The organism is Flavobacterium niveum (assembly GCF_055231775.1).
The window spans coordinates 299,441-325,287 of sequence record NZ_JBUYSX010000002.1 but is presented as its reverse complement, the minus strand read 5'-3'; the positions used below and the strand labels follow the sequence as shown (position 1 = coordinate 325,287).

The 25,847-nt window shown below is 45.7% G+C and carries 19 protein-coding genes; 8 read left to right on the top strand and 11 right to left on the bottom strand.

From position 1 onward, the window contains the following. Window positions 1–59: 59 nt before the first annotated feature. Together ACZIX4_RS06845 and ACZIX4_RS06840 are read right to left on the bottom strand one after the other, a co-directional pair. Complete coding sequence (locus ACZIX4_RS06845; protein WP_463334873.1) at window positions 60–1,085, bottom strand: cytochrome d ubiquinol oxidase subunit II; 1,026 nt, start codon at window positions 1,083–1,085, stop codon at window positions 60–62. Between the two features lie 118 nt (window positions 1,086–1,203). Further along, window positions 1,204–2,508 carry a cytochrome ubiquinol oxidase subunit I gene (locus tag ACZIX4_RS06840; protein WP_463334872.1) on the bottom strand — a complete coding sequence of 435 codons (1,305 nt, stop codon included), beginning with the start codon at window positions 2,506–2,508 and terminating at the stop codon, window positions 1,204–1,206. Window positions 2,509–2,893: 385 nt separating this feature from the next. Between ACZIX4_RS06840 and ACZIX4_RS06835 the strand changes: the two genes are divergently transcribed. After that, a complete protein-coding gene (locus ACZIX4_RS06835) occupies window positions 2,894–5,497 on the top strand; it encodes an NACHT domain-containing protein (RefSeq protein ID WP_463334871.1) in 2,604 nt (867 codons plus the stop codon). A gap of 482 nt (window positions 5,498–5,979) precedes the next feature. Here ACZIX4_RS06835 and glmS read toward each other — a convergent pair whose 3' ends face one another. The 3 genes from glmS to ACZIX4_RS06820 are packed head-to-tail and all read right to left on the bottom strand — an operon-like array spanning window position 5,980 to window position 10,327. Further along, window positions 5,980–7,827 carry a glutamine--fructose-6-phosphate transaminase (isomerizing) gene (glmS, locus tag ACZIX4_RS06830; RefSeq protein WP_463334870.1) on the bottom strand — a complete coding sequence of 616 codons (1,848 nt, stop codon included), beginning with the start codon at window positions 7,825–7,827 and terminating at the stop codon, window positions 5,980–5,982. A gap of 2 nt (window positions 7,828–7,829) precedes the next feature. Further along, on the bottom strand, window positions 7,830–9,497 hold the full coding sequence (locus ACZIX4_RS06825; RefSeq protein WP_463334869.1) for a DUF4270 domain-containing protein: 1,668 nt from the start codon (window positions 9,495–9,497) through the stop codon (window positions 7,830–7,832). 23 nt (window positions 9,498–9,520) lie between these two features. Beyond that, on the bottom strand, window positions 9,521–10,327 hold the full coding sequence (locus tag ACZIX4_RS06820) for a glycogen/starch synthase (RefSeq protein WP_463334868.1): 807 nt from the start codon (window positions 10,325–10,327) through the stop codon (window positions 9,521–9,523). 105 nt (window positions 10,328–10,432) lie between these two features. On the opposite strand from ACZIX4_RS06820, the gene panC reads away from it, so the two are divergent. The 7 genes from panC (at window position 10,433) to ACZIX4_RS06785 (ending at window position 18,974) form a co-directional block, all read left to right on the top strand. Further along, window positions 10,433–11,278 (top strand): pantoate--beta-alanine ligase, encoded by an 846-nt coding sequence (panC, locus tag ACZIX4_RS06815; RefSeq protein WP_463334867.1) that lies wholly within the window; start codon window positions 10,433–10,435, stop codon window positions 11,276–11,278. A gap of 13 nt (window positions 11,279–11,291) precedes the next feature. Beyond that, on the top strand, window positions 11,292–11,642 hold the full coding sequence (gene panD, locus ACZIX4_RS06810) for an aspartate 1-decarboxylase (RefSeq protein ID WP_463334866.1): 351 nt from the start codon (window positions 11,292–11,294) through the stop codon (window positions 11,640–11,642). Window positions 11,643–11,648: 6 nt separating this feature from the next. Then, the gene (locus ACZIX4_RS06805) at window positions 11,649–12,608 is read left to right on the top strand and encodes a lysylphosphatidylglycerol synthase transmembrane domain-containing protein (protein WP_463334865.1); all 960 of its coding nucleotides are present in this window, start codon (window positions 11,649–11,651) and stop codon (window positions 12,606–12,608) included. 45 nt (window positions 12,609–12,653) lie between these two features. After that, window positions 12,654–13,787 (top strand): alpha/beta hydrolase, encoded by a 1,134-nt coding sequence (locus ACZIX4_RS06800; RefSeq protein WP_463334864.1) that lies wholly within the window; start codon window positions 12,654–12,656, stop codon window positions 13,785–13,787. A gap of 541 nt (window positions 13,788–14,328) precedes the next feature. Next, window positions 14,329–15,690, top strand: a complete 1,362-nt coding sequence (gene radA, locus ACZIX4_RS06795; RefSeq protein ID WP_463334863.1) for a DNA repair protein RadA — start codon at window positions 14,329–14,331, stop codon at window positions 15,688–15,690. A gap of 3 nt (window positions 15,691–15,693) precedes the next feature. After that, complete coding sequence (locus ACZIX4_RS06790; protein ID WP_463334862.1) at window positions 15,694–17,682, top strand: transglycosylase domain-containing protein; 1,989 nt, start codon at window positions 15,694–15,696, stop codon at window positions 17,680–17,682. A 122-nt stretch (window positions 17,683–17,804) separates the two neighbouring features. Continuing rightward, a complete protein-coding gene (locus ACZIX4_RS06785) occupies window positions 17,805–18,974 on the top strand; it encodes a class I SAM-dependent rRNA methyltransferase (protein ID WP_463334861.1) in 1,170 nt (389 codons plus the stop codon). Window positions 18,975–19,247: 273 nt separating this feature from the next. Here ACZIX4_RS06785 and ACZIX4_RS06780 read toward each other — a convergent pair whose 3' ends face one another. From ACZIX4_RS06780 to ACZIX4_RS06755, 6 genes are all read right to left on the bottom strand, one after another. Continuing rightward, window positions 19,248–19,691: a LexA family protein gene (locus ACZIX4_RS06780; RefSeq protein WP_463334860.1), complete on the bottom strand. Its 444-nt coding sequence runs from the start codon at window positions 19,689–19,691 to the stop codon at window positions 19,248–19,250. Continuing rightward, the gene (locus tag ACZIX4_RS06775; RefSeq protein ID WP_463334859.1) at window positions 19,682–20,953 is read right to left on the bottom strand and encodes a Y-family DNA polymerase; all 1,272 of its coding nucleotides are present in this window, start codon (window positions 20,951–20,953) and stop codon (window positions 19,682–19,684) included. The genes ACZIX4_RS06780 and ACZIX4_RS06775 overlap by 10 nt, the downstream gene beginning before the upstream one ends. 48 nt (window positions 20,954–21,001) lie before the next feature. Then, a complete protein-coding gene (locus ACZIX4_RS06770; RefSeq protein ID WP_463334858.1) occupies window positions 21,002–22,180 on the bottom strand; it encodes an FAD-dependent oxidoreductase in 1,179 nt (392 codons plus the stop codon). Window positions 22,181–22,256: 76 nt separating this feature from the next. Further along, window positions 22,257–23,000, bottom strand: a complete 744-nt coding sequence (locus ACZIX4_RS06765) for a DUF6597 domain-containing transcriptional factor (protein ID WP_463334857.1) — start codon at window positions 22,998–23,000, stop codon at window positions 22,257–22,259. A 150-nt stretch (window positions 23,001–23,150) separates the two neighbouring features. Next, window positions 23,151–24,230, bottom strand: coding sequence for an SMP-30/gluconolactonase/LRE family protein (locus ACZIX4_RS06760; RefSeq protein WP_463334856.1), 1,080 nt, complete (start codon window positions 24,228–24,230; stop codon window positions 23,151–23,153). A 131-nt stretch (window positions 24,231–24,361) separates the two neighbouring features. Next, window positions 24,362–25,486 carry an MFS transporter gene (locus tag ACZIX4_RS06755; protein WP_463334855.1) on the bottom strand — a complete coding sequence of 375 codons (1,125 nt, stop codon included), beginning with the start codon at window positions 25,484–25,486 and terminating at the stop codon, window positions 24,362–24,364. Window positions 25,487–25,847: the final 361 nt, after the last annotated feature.

The window sequence follows — 25,847 nt, the reverse complement described above, 5'->3', positions numbered from 1 at the left end:
CACTCATACCTTAAACCAAATACACAAATTAACACATCAACGAATCACCACATAACCTCTTAATCCCTCTCCTCCAGCACTTTTATCATCCGGAAGGATTTCAGCAGGTGGATAAGCCCAGGGATAATCAGCGCGCCGCCTATGATAAGGCTGATGCCCAAAACATCCATAACACGCCCGGGCGCTACGTGGTCCAGCAGGCTGATGGGGCCTTGCTTGGTAATGATAAGGTTAGGGAAGTGCGTACCAATGGCAGCAAACAATATCAGCAGCACCTGAAGCCCGGCAAGGAACCTGCTCCAGATAACGCGCCCTATGCGGATTACCTTCCATAGCGGGTACAGTAAGACTCCCGATAACGCCACAGCGCCTATCGCCAGCGGGTTCGATATAAATTCTTTGGTAAACTCATTGCCCTGCACATAACCTATAAGTATCGTGGCAAAGCCTATCACCACCACGGCAATAATGGCCACGGCGGCCTTTCGCATGTACATACGCTTTTCGTAGTCCTTTGCTTCGCCAATAAGGAACGTCGCGGCAAGGAACACACACAGCGTACTGAAAAAGAACCCCGTGAATATAGGGAATGGCTGTAGCCAGGGTTCTATGTAGAGTTGGGTAAAGGAAGCATTCGGAGCCTGTTCAAGCGTTTGTACATCACCGTTGAGCAACGCGCCGAAGGTCATCCCCAGGAAAATGGGCGTAACCAGGCAGCTGAATTCAAACATGCGGTCGTACAGGTTTTGGGTATGGTCTTTTATGGCATCGTAATGGCGGAACACAAACGCCACACCACGCAGGGTAATGCCCAGCAGTATCAGCGTAAGCGGTATGTGCATGTACACGATAATGATGTTATAAAACCCCGGGAAGCCTATCCACAGCACTACGATGAGGATGATGATCCAGATGTGGTTTGCCTCCCACACCGGCCCCATAACACTGTACACGGTTTTCTTGATACTCTTTTTATGGTCGGGTCCCGAAAAGAGTTCGAGTGTACCTGCGCCAAAATCGGCACCGCCCAGCAGCACGTATAAAAAGAACGAAAGGACTACAAATAACAATACTACGTAAAGCATATTAATAGGTTATAATTTTTAATACCTACAAGGTCTTGGAGACCTTGCAGGAGATTCAGGCACTAATCCGGTTATGCAACCTGCAAGGTTTTAAAAACCTTGTAGGTTTGGGCGAGCCTTAATCGTGGCTCACAGTGTTCAACACTTTAATCTGGCGGCCCATAAGCCAGGCCACCGCTACGGTAAGCACGGCATACAGCACTATGTACATATAAAAACTGTACACCATGCCCGGCATGGGCGTTACGGCTTCTTTGGTACGCATAACGTTGTGGATAATCCACGGCTGGCGACCCACTTCGGTGACTATCCAACCCGCTTCGAGGGCAAGGAAACCTACGGGAGCCATCAGGCTAAAGAACAGCCAGTAGCGCGCGTTGCCCTGCCACGATTTCTTTTTCAGGCTGATGAGGAAGACAACGGCGGCCAGTGCCAGCAACCCTCCCAAACTCACCATCACCTGGAAGGCATAGTGTGTTATGGCTACAGGTGGGTGGTCTTCTTCAGGGAAATCATTCAGCCCCTTTACTTCTGCATCAAAATCGCCAAAAGCCAGGAACGACAGCATTTTTGGCAAGGCTATTTTATGGGTAACGGTCTTGGTTTTTTCGTCGACAATACCGCCTATGTACAGCGGCGCACCCTTTTCGGTTTCGTAATGCGCCTCAAGGGCAGCAAGCTTTACAGGTTGGCGGTGGGCAATATCCTTGGCGGAAAGGTCGCCACTCAGCGGTTGCAGCAGCGCGGCTACCGCCCCGAATACTATGGCGATGTTAAACGCTGTTTTGTGCACCAGCGTGTTGCGCCCGCGGTATATTTGCCATGCGTGGATGCCCGCCACGGCAAAAGAGGTGGCGGCAAAGGCGGCGAGCGTCATGTGCAGCGCCTGGCTGAACCACGCATCGTTCATAAAGGCTTTTACAGGGTCTATGTTAAGAAACTGCCCATTTACGTAGTCGAACCCCGCGGGGCTGTTCATCCAGCTGTTGGCCGACACCACCAGTATGCCCGAGGCAATGCCCGAAAGCCCCACGATAATACCGGTAATGAGGTGGAAACGCTCGGGTATCTTGTTCCACCCGTAGAGGTAAAAGCCCAGGGCCACGGCCTCTATAAAAAATGCGGCGCCCTCCAGTGAAAACGGCATGCCGATGATGGGCCCGGCGTACTTCATAAAGCCCGGCCACAGCAGCCCCAGCTCAAACGACAGTGCGGTGCCCGATACGGCGCCGGTTACAAAAAATATGGCTACGCCCTTTTGCCACGCCTTGGTAAGGGTAAGGTATTCGGGGCGGCGGGTGCGGAGGTATTTGGCATGGCTGAGTACCATAAAAAAGGGCATTACCATACCGATACAGGCAAATACAATGTGGAAGATGAGGGTGAATGCCATTTGCATCCGTGCGGCATCTAAATTATCCATTTTTAACAGGGTTTAATTTAAGGCAGCATAAAGGTAGGGTACAAAACGATGCGATAAAAGTTTTGTTTAAAGTTTAAGGTTTAAAGTTTAGCTTCACTCTTGTGGTACAGGGGATGTGGATATGCACGAGGGGCGTTGCCCCACGCTAATATACGTGACCCCCGTGGGGTCGATGATACGGAATGTGCAGAAAACATCCCAATCCGGCACGTCATCGCGAGCTGAGGTACGGAGCGTGGCAATCTTGGTGTTTGTAATGATAGATAGAGTTGTCAATGCTTATTATAAACCTACCTACTTATAGGTATTTTTTACTTTTCGACAACCTTAATTTACAATCAGAAAAATTAAATATTAACTTTAACCCAACCAGCAAACATAAATCATGGAAATAAGACTTAAAGCCTCAAGCTATACATTTAAATTAAGTGGTAAAGATCTAATCAAGAACTTTTTTGATTTCAATTTAGGCACAGCGATTACTGACATCGTAACTGCCGAGAATGATTTAGAGATGATAGCATTTTCACTGCTATACAATACTGCTATAAAAACTAACATCGATTTAGCAAAAAAGCTTGACCAAGCGAAAGTAAATACAAATAGTAGTTTTGTTCTAAATGCTGATATTGCTGAAGACGTTAAAGAGTTTCTTGAACAGGATATTATAATTCGAAAAGAATTTTTTGAAGACATTATTACTCATTCACCAGCCTATTTAACCAAAGCGTACATACTGTTTAAGAAATTTATTAAATTATTACAAATCGTTATTCCTGAAGATTTTGAATACACATATTACAAGACCTATAGGGATAACCTTAACTTAGAATATTCATCTAATCGGGAAAAATATGAAAAGTTAGTTAATCATTTTGACAATGTGATTTTTACGCAATCTGAAGCCATAGATAAACTTTTAACTTATTATCTAAAGATAAAAAGTCACTTCACAAATCTTTTACAACCTAACAGGACAGAGTGTAAAGAATCCTTGAAAGATTTATATGTAGAGCCATACTTCCAAGTCTTAAGCCGGAATTTACAAGACTCTACGGATTATCATTACTTTGTAAAGCTTAAACAGCAAATTACTTTACATGATTTCTTAAATGATTTCTTCTTCCAAGACAAAAAGTTATCTGTATTTAGAGAAAAATACAACATGATATTTATACTAGGGCAACCTGGGCAGGGAAAAACATCTTTTTGTTATAAAACAATATATGATTTATTACATATACACCAAGGCTTACCACCTTATGAACTTTGTTTCGTTAAAATCCGAGATTTAGTCGCTACAGATTTTATAAGAGCCCCCTTTGATGAAATCAACAAATTACTCAAACTTAATTGCGATTTTTCAAACTCAAAAATAGTTCTAATATTAGATGGTTTAGATGAAGCCTATATGGGAGGAGGGATTAGCGATAATGATTTAAGGATATTGTATGAGCGTTTAAATAAAGCATGTAGAAGTAATAACAATTTAAAAATCATACTTACGTCAAGGGCAAATTATCTAAATGTAAATGAACCTTGCATTGATGGAACACTAGTAGTGGAACTTCAACCTTTTGATGACAAAAAAATATTAGAATATGTATCTAATTTCAAAAAATTTTATCCAAAAAATAAGTTCGCAAAAAAAATCAAAACCATTTTAAATCAGAAAGAATATAAACATATAAAGGAACTTTTACAGCAGGCAGTTGTAATTTATTTTATATCAATAGCTGACATTAATGTTCAAAAAGGAGACTCTAAATCAATAATATACAGTAAGTTATTTTCAATTTTATCAAAAAGAGCTTGGGATGAAAATGGGCAATTAGATTATATCAACCCAAAAATTAAAGATAGTCATTCATCGTACGAAAAATATTTACGCGAATACATTAGAAATATTGCATTTGAAATATATCAGTCACCTAATCTATTTATAACTTTAGAAAACTTGCTTGAATTAGAATCAACCAAAAATTTTGTTAAAAAATGTTTTAGTCCTGACATACTTAGTTCACCTGAAAAAATCAAAGAAATAAGCAAATATTTGCTTATAAGCTTCTATTTTCAAGAATCAAAAAATGATAATGCAAAAGACACTGCAATTGAATTTTTTCATAACTCATTATGGGAATATTTGACTGCTGAATATATGTGGGAAGAAAACAAAAAAATTCTTCTTAAAAGAGATGAAGATAATGACTTGGTATATATAAACAAAGAGACGTATTTTGATTTACTATATAGATTAATCGGCACTCAAGAATTTAGCTACTCTGTGTTTAAAAACCTCCAAGAAATAATTTTAAATGAACCTTCATCTATTAAATTGGATATAGTCAATCAATCTAAAAGTATTTTCTATAGTCTTTCAAAAGATGAATATTTAATTTATTATAATAGAGACTCAAAAATTACACCGTTTAAAAAAGCAGTTTCAATTTTTGAACTTTTCTGGATTTTTTACTCAACATCAAATTTAGTTACGGGTGAACTTCTTGAAGTCACAGAAGAAGTTGAATTATTTCTATTTAAATTATCAACTATGTTTAATATAGATGGAACATTTGCTAATCTTAACTTCAATAGTTACAATTCTCATTTATATTTAATTGACTCTAACAGCTTTACAAATATTCTAATTCAAGAAGAAATAGTTAATTGCACTATTAATGGGAATAGTTTTATCGATTGTTCATTTAATATCGACTTTACAAATTCAATAATTATAAATAACAATTTTTGGGGTTCAAATTTTCATTCTTGTTCATCCTATGAGAGCGTTATTTGGAAAAATAATAAGTTTGAAAAATATAATATTACATCATTAAAGTTTTCAAATGAAGAGAATTTGAAAACTTTTTTAAAAGACAACAGCTTTGACGTACCTATATCTGAAAATCACAAAATAGAAAAAAGACTTGAAATAATGTATAATAAAGTAAAAAGAGAAAACTTTTTTATTGTTAGTAAGAATACTTAAACTTTTCTATTCTACTAAAAATTTCCACCCCAAAAATTGTGGAATATCTCCCTGATAATCCACAACCCTAAAAAACTAAAACACTGTTTTACAAAATATTACAAAAAAGATATTCCACAGCATTTTGTATAAAAACGTACAAAAAGTGGATTATTCGGCATGCCATAGGGTGGTTTTGGTACTGTGGGAGGTATTTCGTATCTTTATAAATAGTGCCTGTAGCACAGCCTGCCAAAGTTACCCCAACATACCGCTGTAGCTCGCTACGGCTGGGGCTTCAGGGGTAAAAGGCCGGGTGTAAGGTGCTACCCCGTTTTTGTTTGCAGTACCCGCTGCAAAGTAGGGCACCACCCAAAAAACCAGTTTTGCACCCCCGCTACGGTGTGGAATATTCGAGGTAGTTTTCAGTAATTTTTCGCCACAAGGCACAAAAAAAGCCACCGGCTTCCCGATGGCTTTACTATAAAAGTGTAATACGTTCTTTACTCTACTGTAACAGATTTGGCAAGGTTACGCGGCTGGTCTACGTTGCAACCACGCATCACCGCAATGTGGTAGCTTAGCAGCTGTAGCGGTATGGTGGCCACAAGCGGACTAAGCGCATCGCTGGTTTCTGGGATTTCTATAACGTGGTCGGCAAGGCTTTTCACCTGGGTGTCGCCTTTGGTTACCACGGCTATAATCTTGCCGCTGCGGGCTTTAATCTCCTGTATATTGCTCACAATTTTGTCGTAATGCTCCTGCTTCGGCGCTATGATAACCACCGGCATTTTGTCGTCAATCAGTGCTATAGGCCCGTGCTTCATTTCGGCGGCAGGGTAACCCTCAGCATGGATGTAGCTGATTTCCTTAAGCTTCAGCGCACCTTCCAGCGCCACCGGGAAGTTAAATCCACGGCCCAGGTACAGGCAGTTTGGCGCATCTTTATAGATAGACGCTATCGTCTGAATCTCAAGGTTGGTTTGCAGGGTTTGCTCTACCAGTTGCGGTATACGCTCCAGCTCCTGCAGGTAACGGAAGTAATCGGCACGTGCCATGGTACCTTTAGCCCTTGCTATACGCAGCGCCATAAGGGTAAGCACGGTAATCTGCGTGGTGAATGCCTTGGTAGAAGCCACACCAATCTCAGGGCCGGCGTGGGTATATGCCCCACTGTGTGTTTCGCGGGAGATAGACGAACCCACCACGTTACACACCCCGAATACAAAGGCGCCGTGTTCTTTAGCCAACTTAATAGCGGCAAGGGTATCGGCAGTTTCACCCGATTGTGATATGGCTATAACCACATCATCCGGGCGGATAACCGGGTTACGGTAACGGAACTCGCTGGCGTACTCTACCTCTACAGGGATACGGGCAAATTCTTCAAATATATATTCCGCTACAAGGCCTGCGTGCCATGAGGTACCACAGGCTATGATAAGGATACGGTTTGCATTGATAAACTTCGGCAGGTTGTCTTCCACACCGCTGATTTTCACGATACCCTCCTCTACCCTTATCCTTCCGCGGAAGGTGTCTTTAATAGCATTAGGCTGCTCGTAGATTTCCTTTAGCATAAAGTGGTCAAAACCGCCTTTTTCTATCTGCTCCAGGCTCATTTGCAGCTCGTGGATGTAGGGTTCTACCAGCGTATCGTCTTTTATTTTGCGCACCCTTACGTCTTTGCCAAGGCTTATGATGGCAAGCTCGCCATCTTCCAGGTACAAGGCATTCGGGGTATATTCTATAAACGGCGAAGCATCTGAAGCAATGAACAGTTCGCCCTCGCCCACACCTATAGCCAGCGGGCTGCCCAGGCGGGCCGCAACAAGCTCATCGGGGTTGTTTTTATCAAAAACGGCTATGGCATATGCGCCCACCACATTGTTCAGGGCTATCTGTACAGCCTTGCCCAGCTTAATGCCTTCCTGCTTTTGCACCTCTTCTATAAGGTTTACAAGTACTTCGGTATCGGTATCGCTCTTAAAGGTATAGCCACGTTTTATAAGTTCTTTCTTTATAGGCTCATAGTTTTCTATGATGCCGTTGTGCACTATAACCAGGTTACCCGAGTTAGAAACATGCGGGTGGCTGTTTACGTCATTCGGCACACCATGCGTAGCCCAGCGTGTGTGGCCTATGCCTATGGTAGCGCTTTTATCTAGTTCGGCATCGGCTTTGGCTTCAAGGTCGCTTACCTTGCCTTTTGTTTTGCACAGGTGCAGTTCGTTGTTGTTATACAGTACCACACCGGCGCTGTCGTACCCACGGTACTCCAGCCTTTTAAGCCCTTTTATTATTACGGGATAGGCCTCCCTGTGGCCTATGTATCCTACAATTCCACACATAATTAATCTTTTTTAGTGTAAAAAATCTCCAGTCGCATGCGCTTGTTGTAATCAGGATCGCCTGCCGGAATGTTGCTGCCGTACAGCACCACACCCTGTGGGTGGCTTATGTGCGCTGTAGGCACGGTTTTTACCGTAAATTCCGGAATGTCAGGATTTCCTAAAATAGCCGGAAGTGTAAACGGTGTACGTAGCATAGCGTTTGAAATAACCGTTATATCATTGGTTAATACAAGGCCAAGCCTGATATTTGTAGAGTCCTTGCGGACAAGGTTATTAATATGGTTTGTAAGGCTGATGCGGTAATATGGTGCAGAAGAATCTTTAAGTATACCATTATACACATACTTACTTGCCCTTGTATTTGCAGAGGTAGTAGCATCCAGGTAATAATCATACAGCGGCCTTTTATTGGTAAGGTCGTACAGGTAGATACGCGGCGGCAATGACGATAGTGGCATATTCTGCCTGTCTACATAAATTTTAAGGCTGGCCTGGTTTATCAGTGCCCTTACACTATCACTGTCACTTTCACTAAGGTCTTTTAACGCATCTATATCGGCCTGGTTTATATTTACAGTGGCCATACTGCCCGCTCCACCTTTTAGGTACAGCCTGTCATCGCCATTGGTTTCGTCAGATGAGTTTACCGCATTAAGGTACTGGTCGCCATTTTCGTTTTGCAGCACATTTACATGCGTACCCGTAAGGTTAATAGTAAGGCTAAGGTGTTCGCGCTTTATGTTGCCGTTTTCGTATTGCAGGTTACCGTCTTTGTCCAGGTCGTCCTGGTCATACGTTATTTTTATATAACCGCTGGTAAACTTAGGGGCTATAATGCGGCTGTTAGTGCCTATTTGCTCGGCAGTAAAAGACACGCCACGGAAATAATCCTTAAAAACATTGTTGTTAACCAGCTGACCCTGCCCTGCCGGCCCCAGTAATATTTCCTGGAAACGCTGTGGGCTAAGGTACTGGAATATACCCGGCGCAAGTGTTTCTACCGTATCTACCGTTGCTGTAGTGTCGTCGCCGTGCACGTATGTGGCAAGGCGGCGTATTTCCTTATCGCTGATTTTTGCTTCTACATCAGCAGCATCGTTAGCCAGCAGGCTTATACCCTGGTTAGCCAATAATGTATTGTCATCAGAATAGTAATATTGCGTTTCGCTACCGCCCGATGAAGCATCGTTACTGCGCAGGTAAACATTATTGCGGCGTATTTTCAGCCTGTACGACTGGTTTTCATCCTCGCTGCCATAACAGTCTACTAATGAGTAATGGGTTTCCCTTATGCTGTTATTGTTTGTAACACTATCTGTAACGGCATTGTAGGGCACATATACCCATACCGAATCTATTACCGGGTTGCTGGTAAAAGAAGGGTTTGTAATGGCCAACTGCGCCTGCGTAATATAGCTGGCAGTAGTCTTGCCAAATACATCGCTGTTCAGCACGCCCAGGTAGTTTACGTCAAGCCCGTTTACCTGCACGGCACCCAGTGGGCGGTCATAGGCCACCAGCTGTGCATAGGTACGGTTAAGGGAGTTATGTATATCGCCGTCTACCACATCGCTGCCCAGCTCGCTGTACTCGTCATCACACGCTACAACTGCCGCTACGGCTGCAAAAGCAAAAAGCAGGTTTTTCAGGAACGAAAAGTTTTTCATTTACAATTTTTTATACGGTTTTGCTATAAAACCTCATTTTTATAGAAATTAGTATACGCAGCCGCAAAATTATCTTTATCCACGTACGGAAGGAACGGTTTGCCCGAAGCCTCAGTATAGGCTATAAGGCCTTCAGACACGTTTGGCGACGCTATAATGGTAGCATCGCTGTGGCTTATGGCCGCCTTCATTATATTTTCATAATCAGGCGTGGCAAGCATGTTTACAGATGCCTCCGGAACCTGGTCAAACAATACTTTGCCCAGCATGTTCTGGTCCAGCGTACCTTCAAAGCCCGGTCCGTATACCGATGTAACTATTTTAGTATCGGCAAAAAGCGCCTCATTTTTGTAGTAATGCTTCATGTACACCGGCAGCAGGCTAGCCAGCCAGCCGTGCACGTGGATAATATCGGGTACCCAGTTCAGCTTCTTTACGGTTTCCACTACGCCTTTTGCAAAGAAAATGGCGCGTTCGTCATTATCAGGGTACAGGGTACCATCTTCGTCGGTAAACGTAGCCTTGCGCTTAAAGTATTCGTCATTATCTATAAAGTACACCTGTATACGCTCTTTCGGTATACTGGCCACCTTTATAATAAGCGGCATATCCATATCGTTTACCACAAGGTTCATCCCGCTAAGGCGGATAACTTCGTGCAACTGGTGCCTGCGCTCGTTAATGTTGCCATAGCGTGGCATAAAAATGCGTATCTGCCCGCCCTGGTCGTTAATCATTTTCGGCACGTCAAATGACATTAAAGAAACTTCATTTTCAGCCAGGTAAGGCACTACCTCAGACGATACGTATAATATCCTCTTATCCTCCATCGTTGTTTTTTGAATTAGTTCCGGTAAAAAAACCATGCAAAATTAAACATTTTTGCGCAGTTTATAACTATATATTAATTTTGCGGGGTTTTAAATAGCGTATCAATGCTCATTTTCAGTAAAAAAGACCAGCTACAGGCGCATTTGGCACCGTACTGGCACACCGCAAAAACCGTTGGTTTTGTACCTACCATGGGGGCGCTGCACAGCGGCCACCTCAGCCTTATGCAGCAATCGCTTGCCGCAAACAGCATTACTGTGGTAAGTATTTTTGTAAACCCCACCCAGTTTAACAACCCCGAAGACCTGGAGAAATACCCGCGCACCCTGGAGGCCGATGCCGCCAAGATAGCAGCACTTAACCCCGGTATTATCATCTTTGCCCCGGAGGTAGACGAAATGTACCAGGGCCAAACCCAAAGCGTGCATTATAACTTCGACGGGCTGGAAAACCAGATGGAAGGCGCACACCGCCCCGGCCATTTTGACGGTGTGGGCACCATAGTGAAAAAACTGTTTGAAGCCGTAAAGCCTACCAATGCCTATTTTGGCGAAAAGGACTTCCAGCAGTTGCAGATTGTAAAGAAACTGGTAGAGAAAGAGCATATGGCTATAAACATAGTGGGCTGCCCCATAAGCCGTGAAGACAGCGGCCTGGCTATGAGCTCGCGCAATGAGCGCCTTACCAGCACAGAACGCCACGATGCCGCCCTGATATACCAGATATTACAGGAAGCCCGCCAGCGCTTTCAGCACGAAACCATAGACGGGGTGAAAAGCTATGTACAGCACGCCTTTGAAGGCCATCCGGAGTTTAAGCCGGAGTACTTTGAAATAGCCGATGAAGACACGCTGCTGCCTGCCACGTTAAAAGAAAACAGGAAATACAGGGCTTTCATTGCAGTTTTTTTAGGCAACGTTAGGTTAATAGACAATATTTCATTAAATTGATTACCTTTGCGCCATGCAAATTCAAGTTGTAAAATCCAAGATTCACCGTGTAGTGGTGACCGGGGCCGATCTTAATTATATTGGGAGCATTACCATAGACGAAGCGCTTATGGAAGCTGCGAATATTATTGAAGGTGAAAAAGTTTCGATAGTGAACATCAATAACGGTGAACGCCTTGAAACTTATGCGATAAAAGGAAACCGCAACAGCGGCGATATTACCCTTAATGGGCCTGCCGCACGAAAAGTGCAGCGCGGCGACATTATTATAATAATCTCTTACGGCATACTCGATTTTGAGGAAGCCAAGCAGTTTAAGCCCACTATAGTGTTCCCTAACGAAAAAGACAACACGCTCACCTAAAGGGCAATGAAACAAAAAATAATAAAAATATTAAGTATACTACTCCCGCTCGCTGTGGGAGTTTTTTTAATTATATACACCTATAACAAGCTTAGCCCCGAAGAACGCCCCGAAGTAGAACATAGTTTTACTTCGGCAAATTACTGGTATGTGGCCCTGGCATTGTTTGCCGGCATTACAGGTTTCTGGGCGCGTACCTACCGCTGGAAGTATACCCTGCAGCACATGGGCTATACCGCACCGTTTTTTGTGCGCTTTACCGCCGTGTGCGCTACTTATATAATGAACATGCTTATACCCCGCAGTGGCGAGGTGGCACGCGCAGGGGTAATAAACCGCTACGCCGATGTGCCTTTTGACAAGTCACTGGGCACCATAATAAGCGAACGGGTGGTAGACCTTATACTGCTTATATTGTGTACCAGCCTTACCATAGCCCTTAAATTTGGCGAACTGAAAGATTACCTGGTAACCGTACCGTATGAAAAGCTGCTGCTATACGGCAGTATAGTACTCATATTAGGCATATGCGGGTTGTTATACTATATATATGGTAAGGCGAAATGGCTTACCAAATTAAAAGGTAAGCTAAGCGGTATTACCGAAGGCGCACTGAGTGTTTTTAAAATGCCAAACAAGTGGCCGTTCCTGCTGCTGTCTATATACATATGGTGTACGTATGTACTTATGTTTTATATTTCCACCTTTGCCATACCACAAACAGCGGGGCTTAGCTTCGGCACCATACTGGTTGCATTTGTAGTAGGCAGCCTCGCCATAACGTTTACAAACGGTGGTGTGGGGTCGTTTCCTTTAGCGGTAGCTAACGTACTGATAGCCTACAATATACCCTTTACTTCGGGTATTGCTTTCGGTTATATCGTTTGGGGTTCGCAAACATTACTGACTATTATTTTAGGAACTTTCTCATTTTTAGCACTTTCGCTGTTCCATCGTAAAAAATAATCCGTATCTTGTCCTGCATTTTTATCCCCTTAAAAACTGTAGAACATGAAATACGTGTCACTACTGCTACTGTTTTTTGCCTCGATCCCCCTCGGTGCACAAGTAAAAACAGAGGAGTTGACCAGCAAAATACTGGGCGCTCCGCGATCGATACGGGTAGTAACGCCCCCGTATTATGAGGCTGACAAAGAAAAAAAATATCCGCTGCTGTTATTGCTGGACGGAGAGTATATGCTTGAGCCTTTTTCAGGCGACCTTTCTTATGCCTATTACTGGGATGAACTGCCAGAAACCATTATTGTGGCCATAAACCACATAGACCCAAAACAGCGCGCTGCCGATACCGAAATAGATGAAACTACCGGCCTGCCCGTAGGTACCGGCGATAAATTTTTTCAGTTTGTAGCCGATGAACTACTACCCTACCTGGACAAGAACTACCGTATTTCGCCTTTCCGTATTATAGCCGGGCATGACGTTACTGCGCGGGCAGCTAATTTTTTTCTGTACAAAGAACCCACACCGTTTAGGGGGTATATAAACTTCAGTCCCGAAATAGCGCCCGATATGGAAAACCGCATATTCGAGGTGCTAAAAAACACCAAGCAGAATATTTTTTACTACGTATGCAGTGCCGATGGTGATATACCCCGCCTTAAAAAGAAAATAAAAGAGCTGGATACTAACCTTAAAACCATACAAAACCCAAGCCTTAAGTACCTGTATGAAGAATATACCCAAGGCAGCCACTATTCGCTTATACCCTTTGGGGTGCCGGGTGCGCTGTACGGTATATTTGCATCGTACAGGCCCATATCTCCTATAGAATACCAGGAAAAGATTGCCACCCTGCCGTCGGGTTACGTAAAATACCTTACCGATAAGTACGACATTATAAAGCAGGACCTGGGCACCGATATGCCCGTGCGCCTTACCGATTTTAAGGCCATAGAAGCCGCCATAATGAAAAACAGCGCATACAACGAACTGAAAGACCTGGCCGATGTAGCCCGCAAAAGCTACCCGAAAAAGACCATAGGCGAATACTACGAAGCGATGTACTACGAAATGATAGGCGAATATGCCAAAGCCAAAAGGGTGTACCTCAACTCTTATTCGCTGGATCCGGTGGGTGAATACACTAAGGATTTTATGATACAGCGCGCTGAAAAACTTTAATTAGTTTACAGTTATAGTTGCACACTCTGTTCTGAATGAATGAAAACTTCGGGAAACTTCGCGCCTCCTTTAAGGGACTTTGGGCAATAACTTTCTCCGAGTATCTCTGTGAAACTCCGTGTTACAAACCCTCAATAATAACACACCCCTAACCCCTCTCGGAGAAGGGAACAGCTTCACTCATGCCGAATCGCTCCGTGATCTTCTCTTCATTCCGCAGGAATGCTCTGTGTTCTTCAATATTATGAATGAAAAACTTTGGGTAATAACTTTCTCCGTGTATCTCTGTGACTTCTCTGTGAAACTCCGTGTTACAAACTTCTCAATGAAAATAACACACCCCCGGCCCCTCTCCAAGAGGGGAGCAGCTTCACTTATACCAACATTGAGTGAAGCTTCCGGCAACCAACAACTAATAACCAACAACTAATAACCAACAACCAAATACACAAATTAACACATCCACGAATTAACAAATAACCAAATCACCGCATAACCCAAAAAATCCTACCTTTACAGACTATTATCCCATTATTAGGAAATGGCCAAAGTAAAAACCGCATTTTATTGCCAAAACTGTGGTACCCAGTATGCCAAATGGCAGGGGCAGTGCAATGCCTGCCGCGAATGGAACACCATAGTAGAGGAACTCATAGTTAAGGAAGACAAACCGGGCTGGAAAGCACCCACAGGCGAGGCCAAAAAAGCCCCCAAGCCGTTACGCATTACCGAGATAGACAGCGCTACCGAAATACGGATGGATACCGGCGACGGCGAACTGAACCGTGTGCTGGGCGGCGGGTTGGTCCCTGGGTCGCTGACGCTATTGGGTGGCGAACCGGGTATTGGTAAAAGTACGCTGTTGCTACAAATATCGCTGAAGCTGCCGTTCCGCACCTTATACGTAAGCGGTGAGGAAAGCCAGAAGCAGATAAAAATGCGTGCCGAACGCATTACCGCACAGGCCGATAATTGCTTTATCCTTACCGAAACCAAAACGCAAAACATCTTCAGGCAGATAGAGGCCATAGACCCTGAAGTGGTGATTATCGACTCCATACAAACACTACATTCAGATTATATAGAAAGTAGTGCGGGCAGCATCAGCCAGATACGCGAAACCACCGCCGAGCTGATAAAATTTGCCAAAGAAAGCAACGTACCCGTAATACTGATAGGCCACATTACCAAAGACGGCGCCATAGCGGGGCCGAAGATTTTAGAACACATGGTAGATACCGTACTTCAGTTTGAAGGCGACCGCAACCACGTGTACCGCATACTGCGCGCGCTTAAAAACCGTTTCGGCTCTACCGCCGAACTGGGCATCTACGAAATGCTGGGCAACGGCCTGCGAGAGGTGGCCAACCCAAGTGAGATACTGATTTCGCATAAGGAAGAAGAACTGAGCGGCACCGCCATAGCCACCACCATGGAAGGCATGCGCCCGCTTATGGTAGAAATACAGGCGCTTGTAAGCACCGCAGTATACGGCACACCGCAGCGCAGCACCACAGGCTACAACGCCAAAAGGCTGAACATGCTGCTGGCCGTACTGGAAAAACGTGCCGGTTTCCGCCTTGGGGCGAAGGACGTTTTCCTGAACATTACAGGGGGCATTAACGTAGACGACCCCGCCATAGACCTGGCCGTAGTAGCTGCCATACTCAGCAGTAACGAAGACATCCCGGTGGGCAAAGGCTACTGTTTTGCAGGCGAAATAGGCCTTAGCGGAGAGGTACGCCCGGTAAACCGTGTGGAACAACGCATACTGGAAGCCGAGAAGTTAGGTTTTTCTACTATTTTTGTATCGAAATACAGCAAGGTTTCGTTAAAAAACACTTTGATTGACATAAAACAGGTGGCACGAATTGAAGATGTGGCAGGCCACCTTTTCGGATAACGGATGAGAAGGAAACTCAATTATAAAAAAATAGCCCGCAGGCTGCTTATCACCCTGGCAATACTGCTGGCACTCTTTACCATACTGTTCTTCGCCTTCAGGAATATGGCGTTGCAGAAGGTAATTACCCGCGTTAAGGACAAAGCCGCCGAGCGCAATGCTACCTTTGAGGTACGCGAAGCCTCGTTTGACGGCATTACCGGCGTGAGACTTAAAAACGTAAGCCTTACGCCGAATGGCCAGCCTGCGTTTATGAGCGTGGAAGAAATAAATACCAGCATAAGCCTGGGCCACCTGCTTGTGGGCGATGTGCAGTTGGGCACACTCCACATGAAAAACGGCTATGTGCAAATGGTGCGCGACAGCCTGGGGTGGAACTTCCGTAGCCTGCTGCATTCTAAAAAAGAGGTAAAAGAGGAAACCGATAACGATACCGATTATGCCGACCGCGCCTACAGCCTGATAAACCGTGTGCTGAACCTTATCCCTACCGATATGGAGCTGCACAACCTGGAACTGCGCGTAGACGACCTGGGGCATAAGCTGAACCTGAAGCTGGACAATACCCGCCTGGCCGATAACCAACTGGAGAGTACCCTGCGTGTTACCGAAGATACCATAGTGCAAACCTGGAAGGTAAGCGGTATGGCCGACCCGCGTGGGCACCAGTGCGACCTGAAATTCTTTAATGCCGATACGGGCCGTATTGTGATTCCGTATGTGGCAAGGCGTTTCCACTTGAAAAGCGGGTTTGATGCCATTAACCTGAAGGTGGATAAGATAGACATGGACGGCGGCGAACTGCACGTAGACGGCTACGCTTCCATCAAAAACTTTATGGTAAACAACCGCCGTATAGCAAGTAAAGACGTGGTGATAAACAACGCCCGCTTTGACTACCACTTCCGCTTTGGCGGCGAATACATAGAGCTGGACAGTACCAGTACCGTTCAGCTTAATAAAGTAAAACTACATCCTTTTGCACGCTATAGTGTAGAGGGCGATACCATATACCAGTTTAAGACAAACATCCCGAAAATGCAGGCGCAGGACTTCATTACCTCGCTGCCTACGGGCTTGTTTACCAACTTTGAGGGTATGGAAGCCAAAGGCAACTTCAGCTACAGGCTCGATTTCTTATTCAACAAAAACAAGCCGAACGCACTGGTGTTCGACAGTAAAATGGATAAGGAAGGCCTGGAAATCATTAAGTACGGTGCCGCCGACCTTGCCAAGCTGAACGGCCCTTTTACGTACCGCGCCATGGAAGACGGCCGTGCACAGCGCGCCATTACCGTGGGCACTTCAAACCCGTACTATACCCCGATTACCGATATTTCGCCATTTTTGCGTAAGGCTGTACTTACCAGCGAAGACCCTTCGTTTTTCCGCCACCGTGGTTTCATTACCGAAGCGTTCCGACAGAGCCTTATTGCCAATATAAAAACCAAGAAGTTTAGCCGTGGCGGCAGTACCATAAGCATGCAGCTGGTAAAGAACGTGTTCCTTACCCGCGAAAAAACCCTGTCGCGCAAGCTGGAGGAAATACTGCTGGTATACGTACTGGAAAACCAGCGTGTGGCCGGTAAGGAGCGTATGCTTGAGGTGTACTTCAATATTATAGAATGGGGTCCGGATGTGTACGGTATCGGTGAGGCGTCGCGCTATTACTTCGACAAGCACCCTAGCGAGCTTACACTGGACGAATGCGTGTACCTGGCGAGCATTATCCCAAGCCCTAAAAAGTTCATGTACAAGTTTGACGGCACGGGTAACCTGAAAGGCTTTGCCTTAAAACACGACAACTACATTAAAAATATAATGCTGCGCCGCGGCCTTATTACCGCCGAAGATACCATAGCCCAAAACGGCCACATCAACGTTATAGGCCGCGCCCGTAACCGACTGCCGCTAAGCCGTGAGCACATCTTTGCCAACGACTCTATAAACGTAGACGAGTTCTTTGAGAACCTTGGCAAACTGGCGTACTAAAGGGTTATTCGGTGATGTGGTTATTTGGTTATTCGGAAAAAAACAGCAGCCACAAATTCTACTAATTTTCACTAATGCATTGGTGGCAATTCGTGTAATTCGTGGCTAAAACAATCAGAAAAATGGAATTTGCAAAAGTTATACTCAATAAAGGAAAAGAAAAATCAGTACAGCGAAACCACCCGTGGATTTTCAGCGGGGCGGTATACGGCGTAAGCGAGGAGCTTACCGACGGCCAGATGGTACACGTTACCGACCACCAGGGCAGCCTGCTGGCTACGGGCTTTTACAGCGACAAGGGCAGCATAGCCGTACGCGTGCTTACCTTTGCCAATGAAACCTTTGACGGCACCTTTTGGGCAAAGCGCTTTAAGGCGGCGTGGGAACTGCGTACCAAACTTTTTTCTATTGAGGAAACCAACGCATTCCGCCTGATACACGGTGAGGGCGATGGCATTCCCGGGCTTATCATTGATTATTACAACGGGCACTTTGTGGTGCAGGCGCACTCTACCGGTATTTACCTTAAAATACAGGAAATAGCCGATGCACTTAAAGCAACCTTCCCGGAGTATTGCCAGACGGTGTACTGCAAAAGTGCGCAGACTCTGCCTAAAACGGGTACCGACTTCCATGTATACGGCACTGCCAATGATACTGTAGCTAAGGAAAACAACATACAATTCCACGTAAACTGGGTGGAAGGCCAAAAAACGGGCTTCTTCCTGGACCAGCGCGATAACCGTAACCTGCTTAAGAAATATTCGGCGGGAAAAAAGGTGCTGAACACGTTTTGCTATACCGGCGGTTTCTCTATTTATGCAATGAGCGCGGGTGCCGAACTGGTTACGTCAGTTGATATTTCAGAGAAAGCGGTAAAGCTTGCCGACGAGAATATGCAGCTGAACTTCCCGGGCAGCAACCACCAGGCCGTAGCTTCGGATGTGTTTGACTACCTGAAAGAAAATAAAAACCTGTACGACGTTATTGTACTGGACCCACCTGCTTTTGCCAAGAACATAAAAAGCAAGCATACCGCCACACAGGCCTACAAGCGCCTGAACATAGCCGGGCTTAAAACCATTACCCAGGGCGGCTTCCTGTTTACATTCAGCTGTTCGCAGGTTATAGACGATGTATTGTTTTACAACACCGTATCGGCAGCAGCCATAGAGGCCGGGCGCAAGGTACGCGTACTGCACAAGCTTTCGCAGGGCCCGGACCACCCGGTAAACATCTTCCACCCAGAAGGTTCGTACCTTAAAGGGCTGGTGCTGTATGTGGAGGAATAGTTTTTTTGGTTATGCGGTTATTTGGTAATTCGGTTATTCGATTGGTACGGTTTCCGGTCTGTCATGGCGAGGAATGAAGCCATCTCATAGTGTCTGCTTATATCAGCTTTAAATAGAAGTTAATACCCAAAGTCTCCCAAAGGAAGCGCAAAGTTTCACAAAGTTTTTCAGTGTTTAAAGCACACAGGGCATTCCTGCGGAATGTAGAGAGATAACAGAGTGGTACGCAAGAGTGAGCAACTGAAAACTGTGACTGCGACTGAAAAATTAAAACTACACCTCCCTCACCACATACGTAACGATTCCCCATACGGTAAGTTGATTATTTTCAGTAACTTTTAGTGGTTGAAAATCGGGGTTCTCAGGCATCAGGTACAGGCAGTCTTTTTCCAGCTTAAGGCGTTTTACGGTAAACTCACCATCGATGAGGCACACGGCAATTTTACCATCGGCGGGTTCCAGGCTGCGGTCTACTACCAGCATGTCGCCGTTAAAAATCCCTGCGCCCTGCATGCTGTCGCCATCTACGCGTATGTAAAACGTGGCGACGGGATTGCGCGCCAGGTGGCGGTTCAGGTCAATTTCGTATTCCATGAAATCGAGCGCAGGCGACGGAAATCCCGCCTTTACCCCATCGGGAACAAAAGGCAGCGCAGTACCGGCCTCAAAATCGGGCTTGTAAAACGTGAGCTTATTTTTGGGTTTCCCTATCGGCATTGTATTACCAGTATATCTTTTAAATCGGTGGTGTAGCGTGGCGAAAGCATGTCCTGCTTCATGTTCCAGGTTTTGGCATCGGTAGTGCCCAGACGTATTATGCGACTGCCGTTTTTGGTATTAACCTTATCTATAGCCTTCATCAGGGCCAGGTGGCGCGGGTCTTCGTTGGCAAACATATCCAGCTGTCGGGCGTTTTCGGGTACCAGTTCGGTAACCACCACACCGGCTTTTTTAAATACGGTACCCTGGGCATCGTGCATAATTTCCTTCAGCCCCTTAAGGGCAGCATTGTTTATAGTAATCGCCGAGTTACTGGCGTAGGGCAGCGTAATAGCGCGGCTGTAATGGTAGCGGCCGTTGTGCGCCTTATGCTTATCGGCTATGAGCATTACAATAACCATGTGGCACGCCGACTCCTGCTTGCGGAGCTTCTCGGCGGTAACGCTGGCAAAGGTACTTACGCGTTCGCGTATCAGGTCGAAATCAGATATCTGCTTCGGGAAGCTGCGGGTGGTGGCTATGCTCTTTTTCTTTTCGGGCACCTCGCCGTCGCCTATGGCGGGTTTGCCTTCCAGTTCCATTTTTATACGCAGGCCTATCACACCCATATTGGTTTTTATCCAACCCTCAAAATGCGGCTGTATAAAATCAAGTGCAGTTTTTATGTTGCGTGCATGCAGCTTCTTCGCGGTACGCCAGCCCACTCCCCACACATCTTCTATCTTCAGCCATTTCAGGGCTTTCAGGCGTTTTTCATCGGTATCTATAACATACACACCGTCAGTGCGGTCCTGGTATTTTTTGGCAATACGGTTGGCGGCTTTCGCCAAAGTCTTGGTGGGTGCTATCCCTACGCAAATGGGTATGCTGAGCCATTTGGAGGTACGCTTACGCATTTGCTGTCCGTAGTCGTAATAATCGGCTACGGCTACACCGCTAAAATCCAGGAAGGCTTCGTCTATGCTGTATACTTCCACATTCGGGGTGAAATCTTCCATGATTTTCATTACCCTGTCACTCATGTCGCCGTACAGCGAATAGTTGCTGCTGAACACGTGTATGCCCTCCTGTTTCAGTTGGGCACGCACCTGAAACTCCGGCGCCCCCATGGGAATGCCCTTCTTCTTGGCTTCCTCACTGCGGGAGATGATGCAGCCGTCGTTATTAGACAGCACCACAATGGGTTCCCCTACCAGTTTCGGTTTGAAAACCCGCTCGCACGAAGCGTAAAAGTTATTGCAGTCTACCAGTGCATACATAGTTACAAAGGTAGGTTTTTTGGGTTATGTGGTGATGCGGTTATTTGGTTATTCGTCCGCTATAGGATCAGCAAAAAACTCCAGCATCTTTTCCAACGCATCTTCCTTTTGTATCATGGCTGAAAATTCCAGTGCCTCTATGGTAGATTCCTTCCCGCGGGTAAGCATATCTTTTTCGTAATGAACCAAGGCATCATATAGGGTATCAAACTGCCCGTTGGTCAGGGCATCGGTAAGCACAAGGGCATCGAGCATGGCCTGGTTTACCCCCTCGCCTGATGGCGGTGTGCGGTGCGCGGCATCGCCCAGAAGGGTTACGTTGCTTTGTGTTCCCCAATACTGATCTTCCGGAAAATGGTATTGCGGACGCGGGATAAAATGGGTGTTTTCATTCCCGAAAATCTCCAGCCACTGCTCACCCCAACCTTCGTATCGGGAAATGAACCACTGCTTTACCTGGGCTATATCATTAAAATCGATTCCTGATGTTTTTACCCAGTCTTCCGTTTCCGGAGTGGTGGTATAGGCGTTTAGCGTGCCGTCGCCCTTGGCACTAAGCCAAAGGGTTTTGCCGTTGCCCAATACAAACACCTTTCCGCCACTGGTAAGTTCCCAGAGTTTTGGTGCATTTTCTTTCGCATTGTAAATATTGCCCTCTACTATAGTACATCCCGAGTAAATCGGTTTTATATCGGTTACATAGTTACGGACTTTAGAGTTGCCGCCGTCTGCTGCCACAACCAAATCGGCATAGGCAGAGTTACCGTTTTCAAAAAACAGCTCCCAGCCGTCTTCAAGGGGTTTCATTTCGGTGAATTTGCAGTCCCAAATCACAGTACCTTCGGCAAGCGAATCAATAAGCATATCGCGCAGCGGGCCACGGTCTATTTCGGGGCGCGAATACGGGCTGTTAAAGTCGAGTACGGGTTTGTTGCTGTGCTCGTGTTCACTGTAAAATATTTCGCCCTGCCCGTTTACAATACGTATTTTATCGGCTCCGGGGCGGTAGTATTGGGTAAATTCCTCAAGCAGGTTTGCCGCGCCCAGTGCCGCCAGTCCCGAATCGTGGTGCAGGTCGAGTGTGGCGCCCTGCTGGCGTATGTGCTTGTTTTCGTCGCGTTCGTATACGTTTACCGTTACGCCTTTTTGTTGCAGCAGGCGTGCTAAGGTGAGCCCGCCGGGGCCGCCGCCTACTATGGCTACCTTTTTATCTTTAAGTACATTCATTTTGCTCAATGTTTAAATATTACATGGCAAAATTCCGATATGGGTGCATGATAAAATAGTAAAAAACGGTCGTTTTTCAGGAATCGAGATTTTTCAGCGCAGAGATAATGGCAAAGCGGTTATCCGTGTTTTTGCTGAGTTCTTTTGGGGTTACTCCGGTGTATTTTTTAATCTCCTTTATAAAATGGTTCTGGTCGGTATAGTCCAGTTCAGGGAACAGCCTGCCCTCGCTGATGTGGCGAAACGAAGCGCTCATACGCACGATGTTGCAATACGCCTTTAACGACAACCCAAACCAGTCGTGGAAATACCTATTAATTTGCCTGCTGCTCCATCCTGATTTATCCGAGAGTTCCTGTACCGTTAGCGTACCGTTTGAGGAGTAAATGTTTTCAAACAGTAACCGCTTCCGCGGATCTAACGGTTTTATCAGGGCCAATAACGCTGAGGATATTTTTTGGCAAAATACATCAAAACTGTCAAGGTCGTTTTCTGTTATGCCCCACCAACCGGCGGTTAATGGTTCGCCGCTGTTTGCCAGGGTACTGATGCTGCGCCCAAACAAATACTCCACTGCGGGCAACTTAAAGTTTACGGCAAAATATTCGGCCTGGGGAGGTATGGTACCCGGCCCAGGTTCGGTATCGAGCCCGCGGAGTACGCACTGCAATCCGTTTTCGTTGCGGGAATAAATAACGTCCACCCTGCCATCGGGTACTATAATGGTGTTATAATCAGCATCCGCAGCGTTGTGAAACTTCCAGTAACCCGACACAAAATCGGTAAGCGCTTCGGGCGGGGATTGCTGTTGCCAGTTCATTTTTGGGTTATTCGGTGATGCGGTTATTGGGTTATTTGTAACTGGGTTATGCGGTTATCTGGTTATACGGTTATTCGTTACTTTACATTATTAAAGATAACTATTTATATTATGCTTTGCTTTTTCGAATCACCGAATAACCGCATAACCCTAAAGAGCCACCCGGTACACCTTAAACGGGTAACTCACCTTATCCTGCCCGTTGTTCCATTTGGCAATGCGATTCAGTTGCACCACACTAAAGTACAGGTAGCCATCGCTGCCTATGCCAAAGCTATCGGGCCACACCAGGCGGTCGTCAGTAACAAGTGTATGTACTTTACCATCGGGGCTTACGTAGCGTATGCTGTGGCTGGGCGAATGGCCGTAATACACATTGCCTCGGGCATCGCATTCCAGTCCGTGCGACACCCCGGCGTCTTTGGCTACGGTTTGCACTTTGGCACTTAGCTCCTTTGCGGAAAGCGATGCATCGGCCAGGTATTTCGTTTCAATACGGAACAGTGCATCTTTGTTAATCGGCTTGTAGTAGAAGTATGTATTATCGGGCGTAAGCGCTATACCGTTTACATCGCTTTTAAAAGGGTTGCCCTTTTCATCCTTCATTTCCCGGCCACCTATTTTCAGTATATATCCTTCATCGGCAGTGGTGCTAACATCGTTTTGCAGGGCAAGGCGCACGGTGTCGTTGGCCAAATCCAGTACCACAATAGCCTTTTGTGCAGGGTCGCTCAGGTAGGCCCGGTTGCGCGAAGTATCTACGCGTACGTCGTTCAGGCCGCTTTTGGTTTTGTCCAGCCCGCCGAAGTAATACACCTTTTCTACCTTATTATCGGCAAGTTTTATCTTAACCAGCTTGAACTTCCCTTCCTCCTTTTTACCGTCATCGCCAAACACCGATGCACTGCCCGACGGCTTACTGTCCAGCACCCACAGATAACCTTTATCATCGGCATATAAATCCTGGACGTTGTAAAAGTGGGTAGCATATTCGTTTGGCAGGTACCAGTTCCAGGCCGTGTTGGGGTACGGTACACGTTTGCCGTCCTTTATTTCTGTCAGGCCATACAAAAACGGCTCACTATGCGGGAACGACACAAACAGCCTGTTGGTTTTGGTTTCCACCGCCACACCTATGGGCTGGTTTTTACCAAAGGAAGCGACTTCCTCCAGCTTGTTTTGGGCGAAAGCTGAACTTGCTATTAATAAAGAAAGAAAAATATTTTTCATATGTTATGTATATGGAACGCTGATGCCGCGGATTTTTTGTAGAGACGTTGCAGTGCAACGTCTATCGTACGGGCACATCTTTGCGGCTTGGCTATGTTTTATCTGTACCGAGACGTTGCAATGCAACGTCTCTACTTCCTTGTTCGCATTGAGGCTACAATTACCAGCGCCAGTAAACACCAGGCCAATAGCTGCCACGTAACTACATCCCAGCCGCCAAGTCCCCAACATTGTATACCGGTAAAGCTGCCCAGGGCGCCACCTATAAAATAGCTGGTCATGTACGCGGTATTAATGCGGCTGTGCGCCGTGGCATCGAGGGTGTAAATGGTAGCCACATTGGTTACCTGCGTGGCCTGCACACCTACATCGAGCAGCAGGACTGAAATTACAAAAGCCGGTACCGAATGCGGAAATATTTTTATTAAAACTATGCTAATTAACACCGTAAGCCCGGATATGAATTGGCTTTTGGCGGGGTTGCCCTTATCGGCCAGCTTACCGAATACCGGCGCCAGCAATGCCCCGGCTATAGCCAAAAACCCAAACAGGCCTATCACCTCCGGGCCGTAGTTAAACGGTGCGCCACTGAGGTGGAAGGTAAGCGTAGTCCAGAACGAGCAGAACAGCCCGAACATCAGTGCACCCAGCAGGGCCGCGCGGCGCAATACTGGGAAACGCTTCAGTTGTTCCAAAGACGAACCCAGCAGTTTGCCATAGCTGCCGTCGAAACCGGCTTTTACATCGGGTAACGAAAACTGTACCATAGCCATACAGCCGATAACCATGACTGATGAAATACCGTACACATACCTCCAGCCGAGCCAGCCGGCCACCAGCCCGCTGAATACCCGCGCCGAAAGGATACCCACCAGTATACCGGTAAAGATGATGCCTACAGTACGCCCGCGGTTTACGGTGTCCATACTTGCAGCCATGGGTAGTATTACCTGTGCAGCCACACTCATAAGCCCGGTAAGCAGGCTGAAAAGGCACAGCATGGTAAAGCTGTTTATAAATGTGGTGCCTATAAGTACCAGCACCAATATCCCCATAAGGGAGAGTATCAGTTTTTTGCGGTTTACCTTATCGCCCAGCGGGGTAAGGAAAAACAGCCCCAGCCCGTAGCCCGCCTGTGCCAGTACCGATATAATGCCGGCCTTGCTTTCGGGGATGGAAAAATTATGGGCTATATCTTTCAGTATGGGTTGGTTATAATAGATGTTGGCTACGCATACGCCCGCGGCAATGCTCATAACGCCAATTTGTGTTTTTGTGATGGTGTGTTGCATAGTGTAAATTTCGGGAAAATAAAAGCTGTGTGGTTGTAAATTTAAAACATAGGCTTGTAAAAATAATGCACCGTAATTTTGCATTTAAACAAGTTAAACGATTTCACAAAACCACATTCAATTTGTTTTATAAATACAATGTAATTAAATAGTAATTAAACAATGCTTCGAAATGAGTCACATGTTAAATTTATCTGTTTTTACGACTATTTAAGTGAAAAGCAGCGAAATATTCTTCTTAAAATCACAAAACAACCAATTGCCTTTTTAAGAATTAATATAAATTTATGACAAAATTAACAGTAAAATAAAGGTGCTTAGTGAT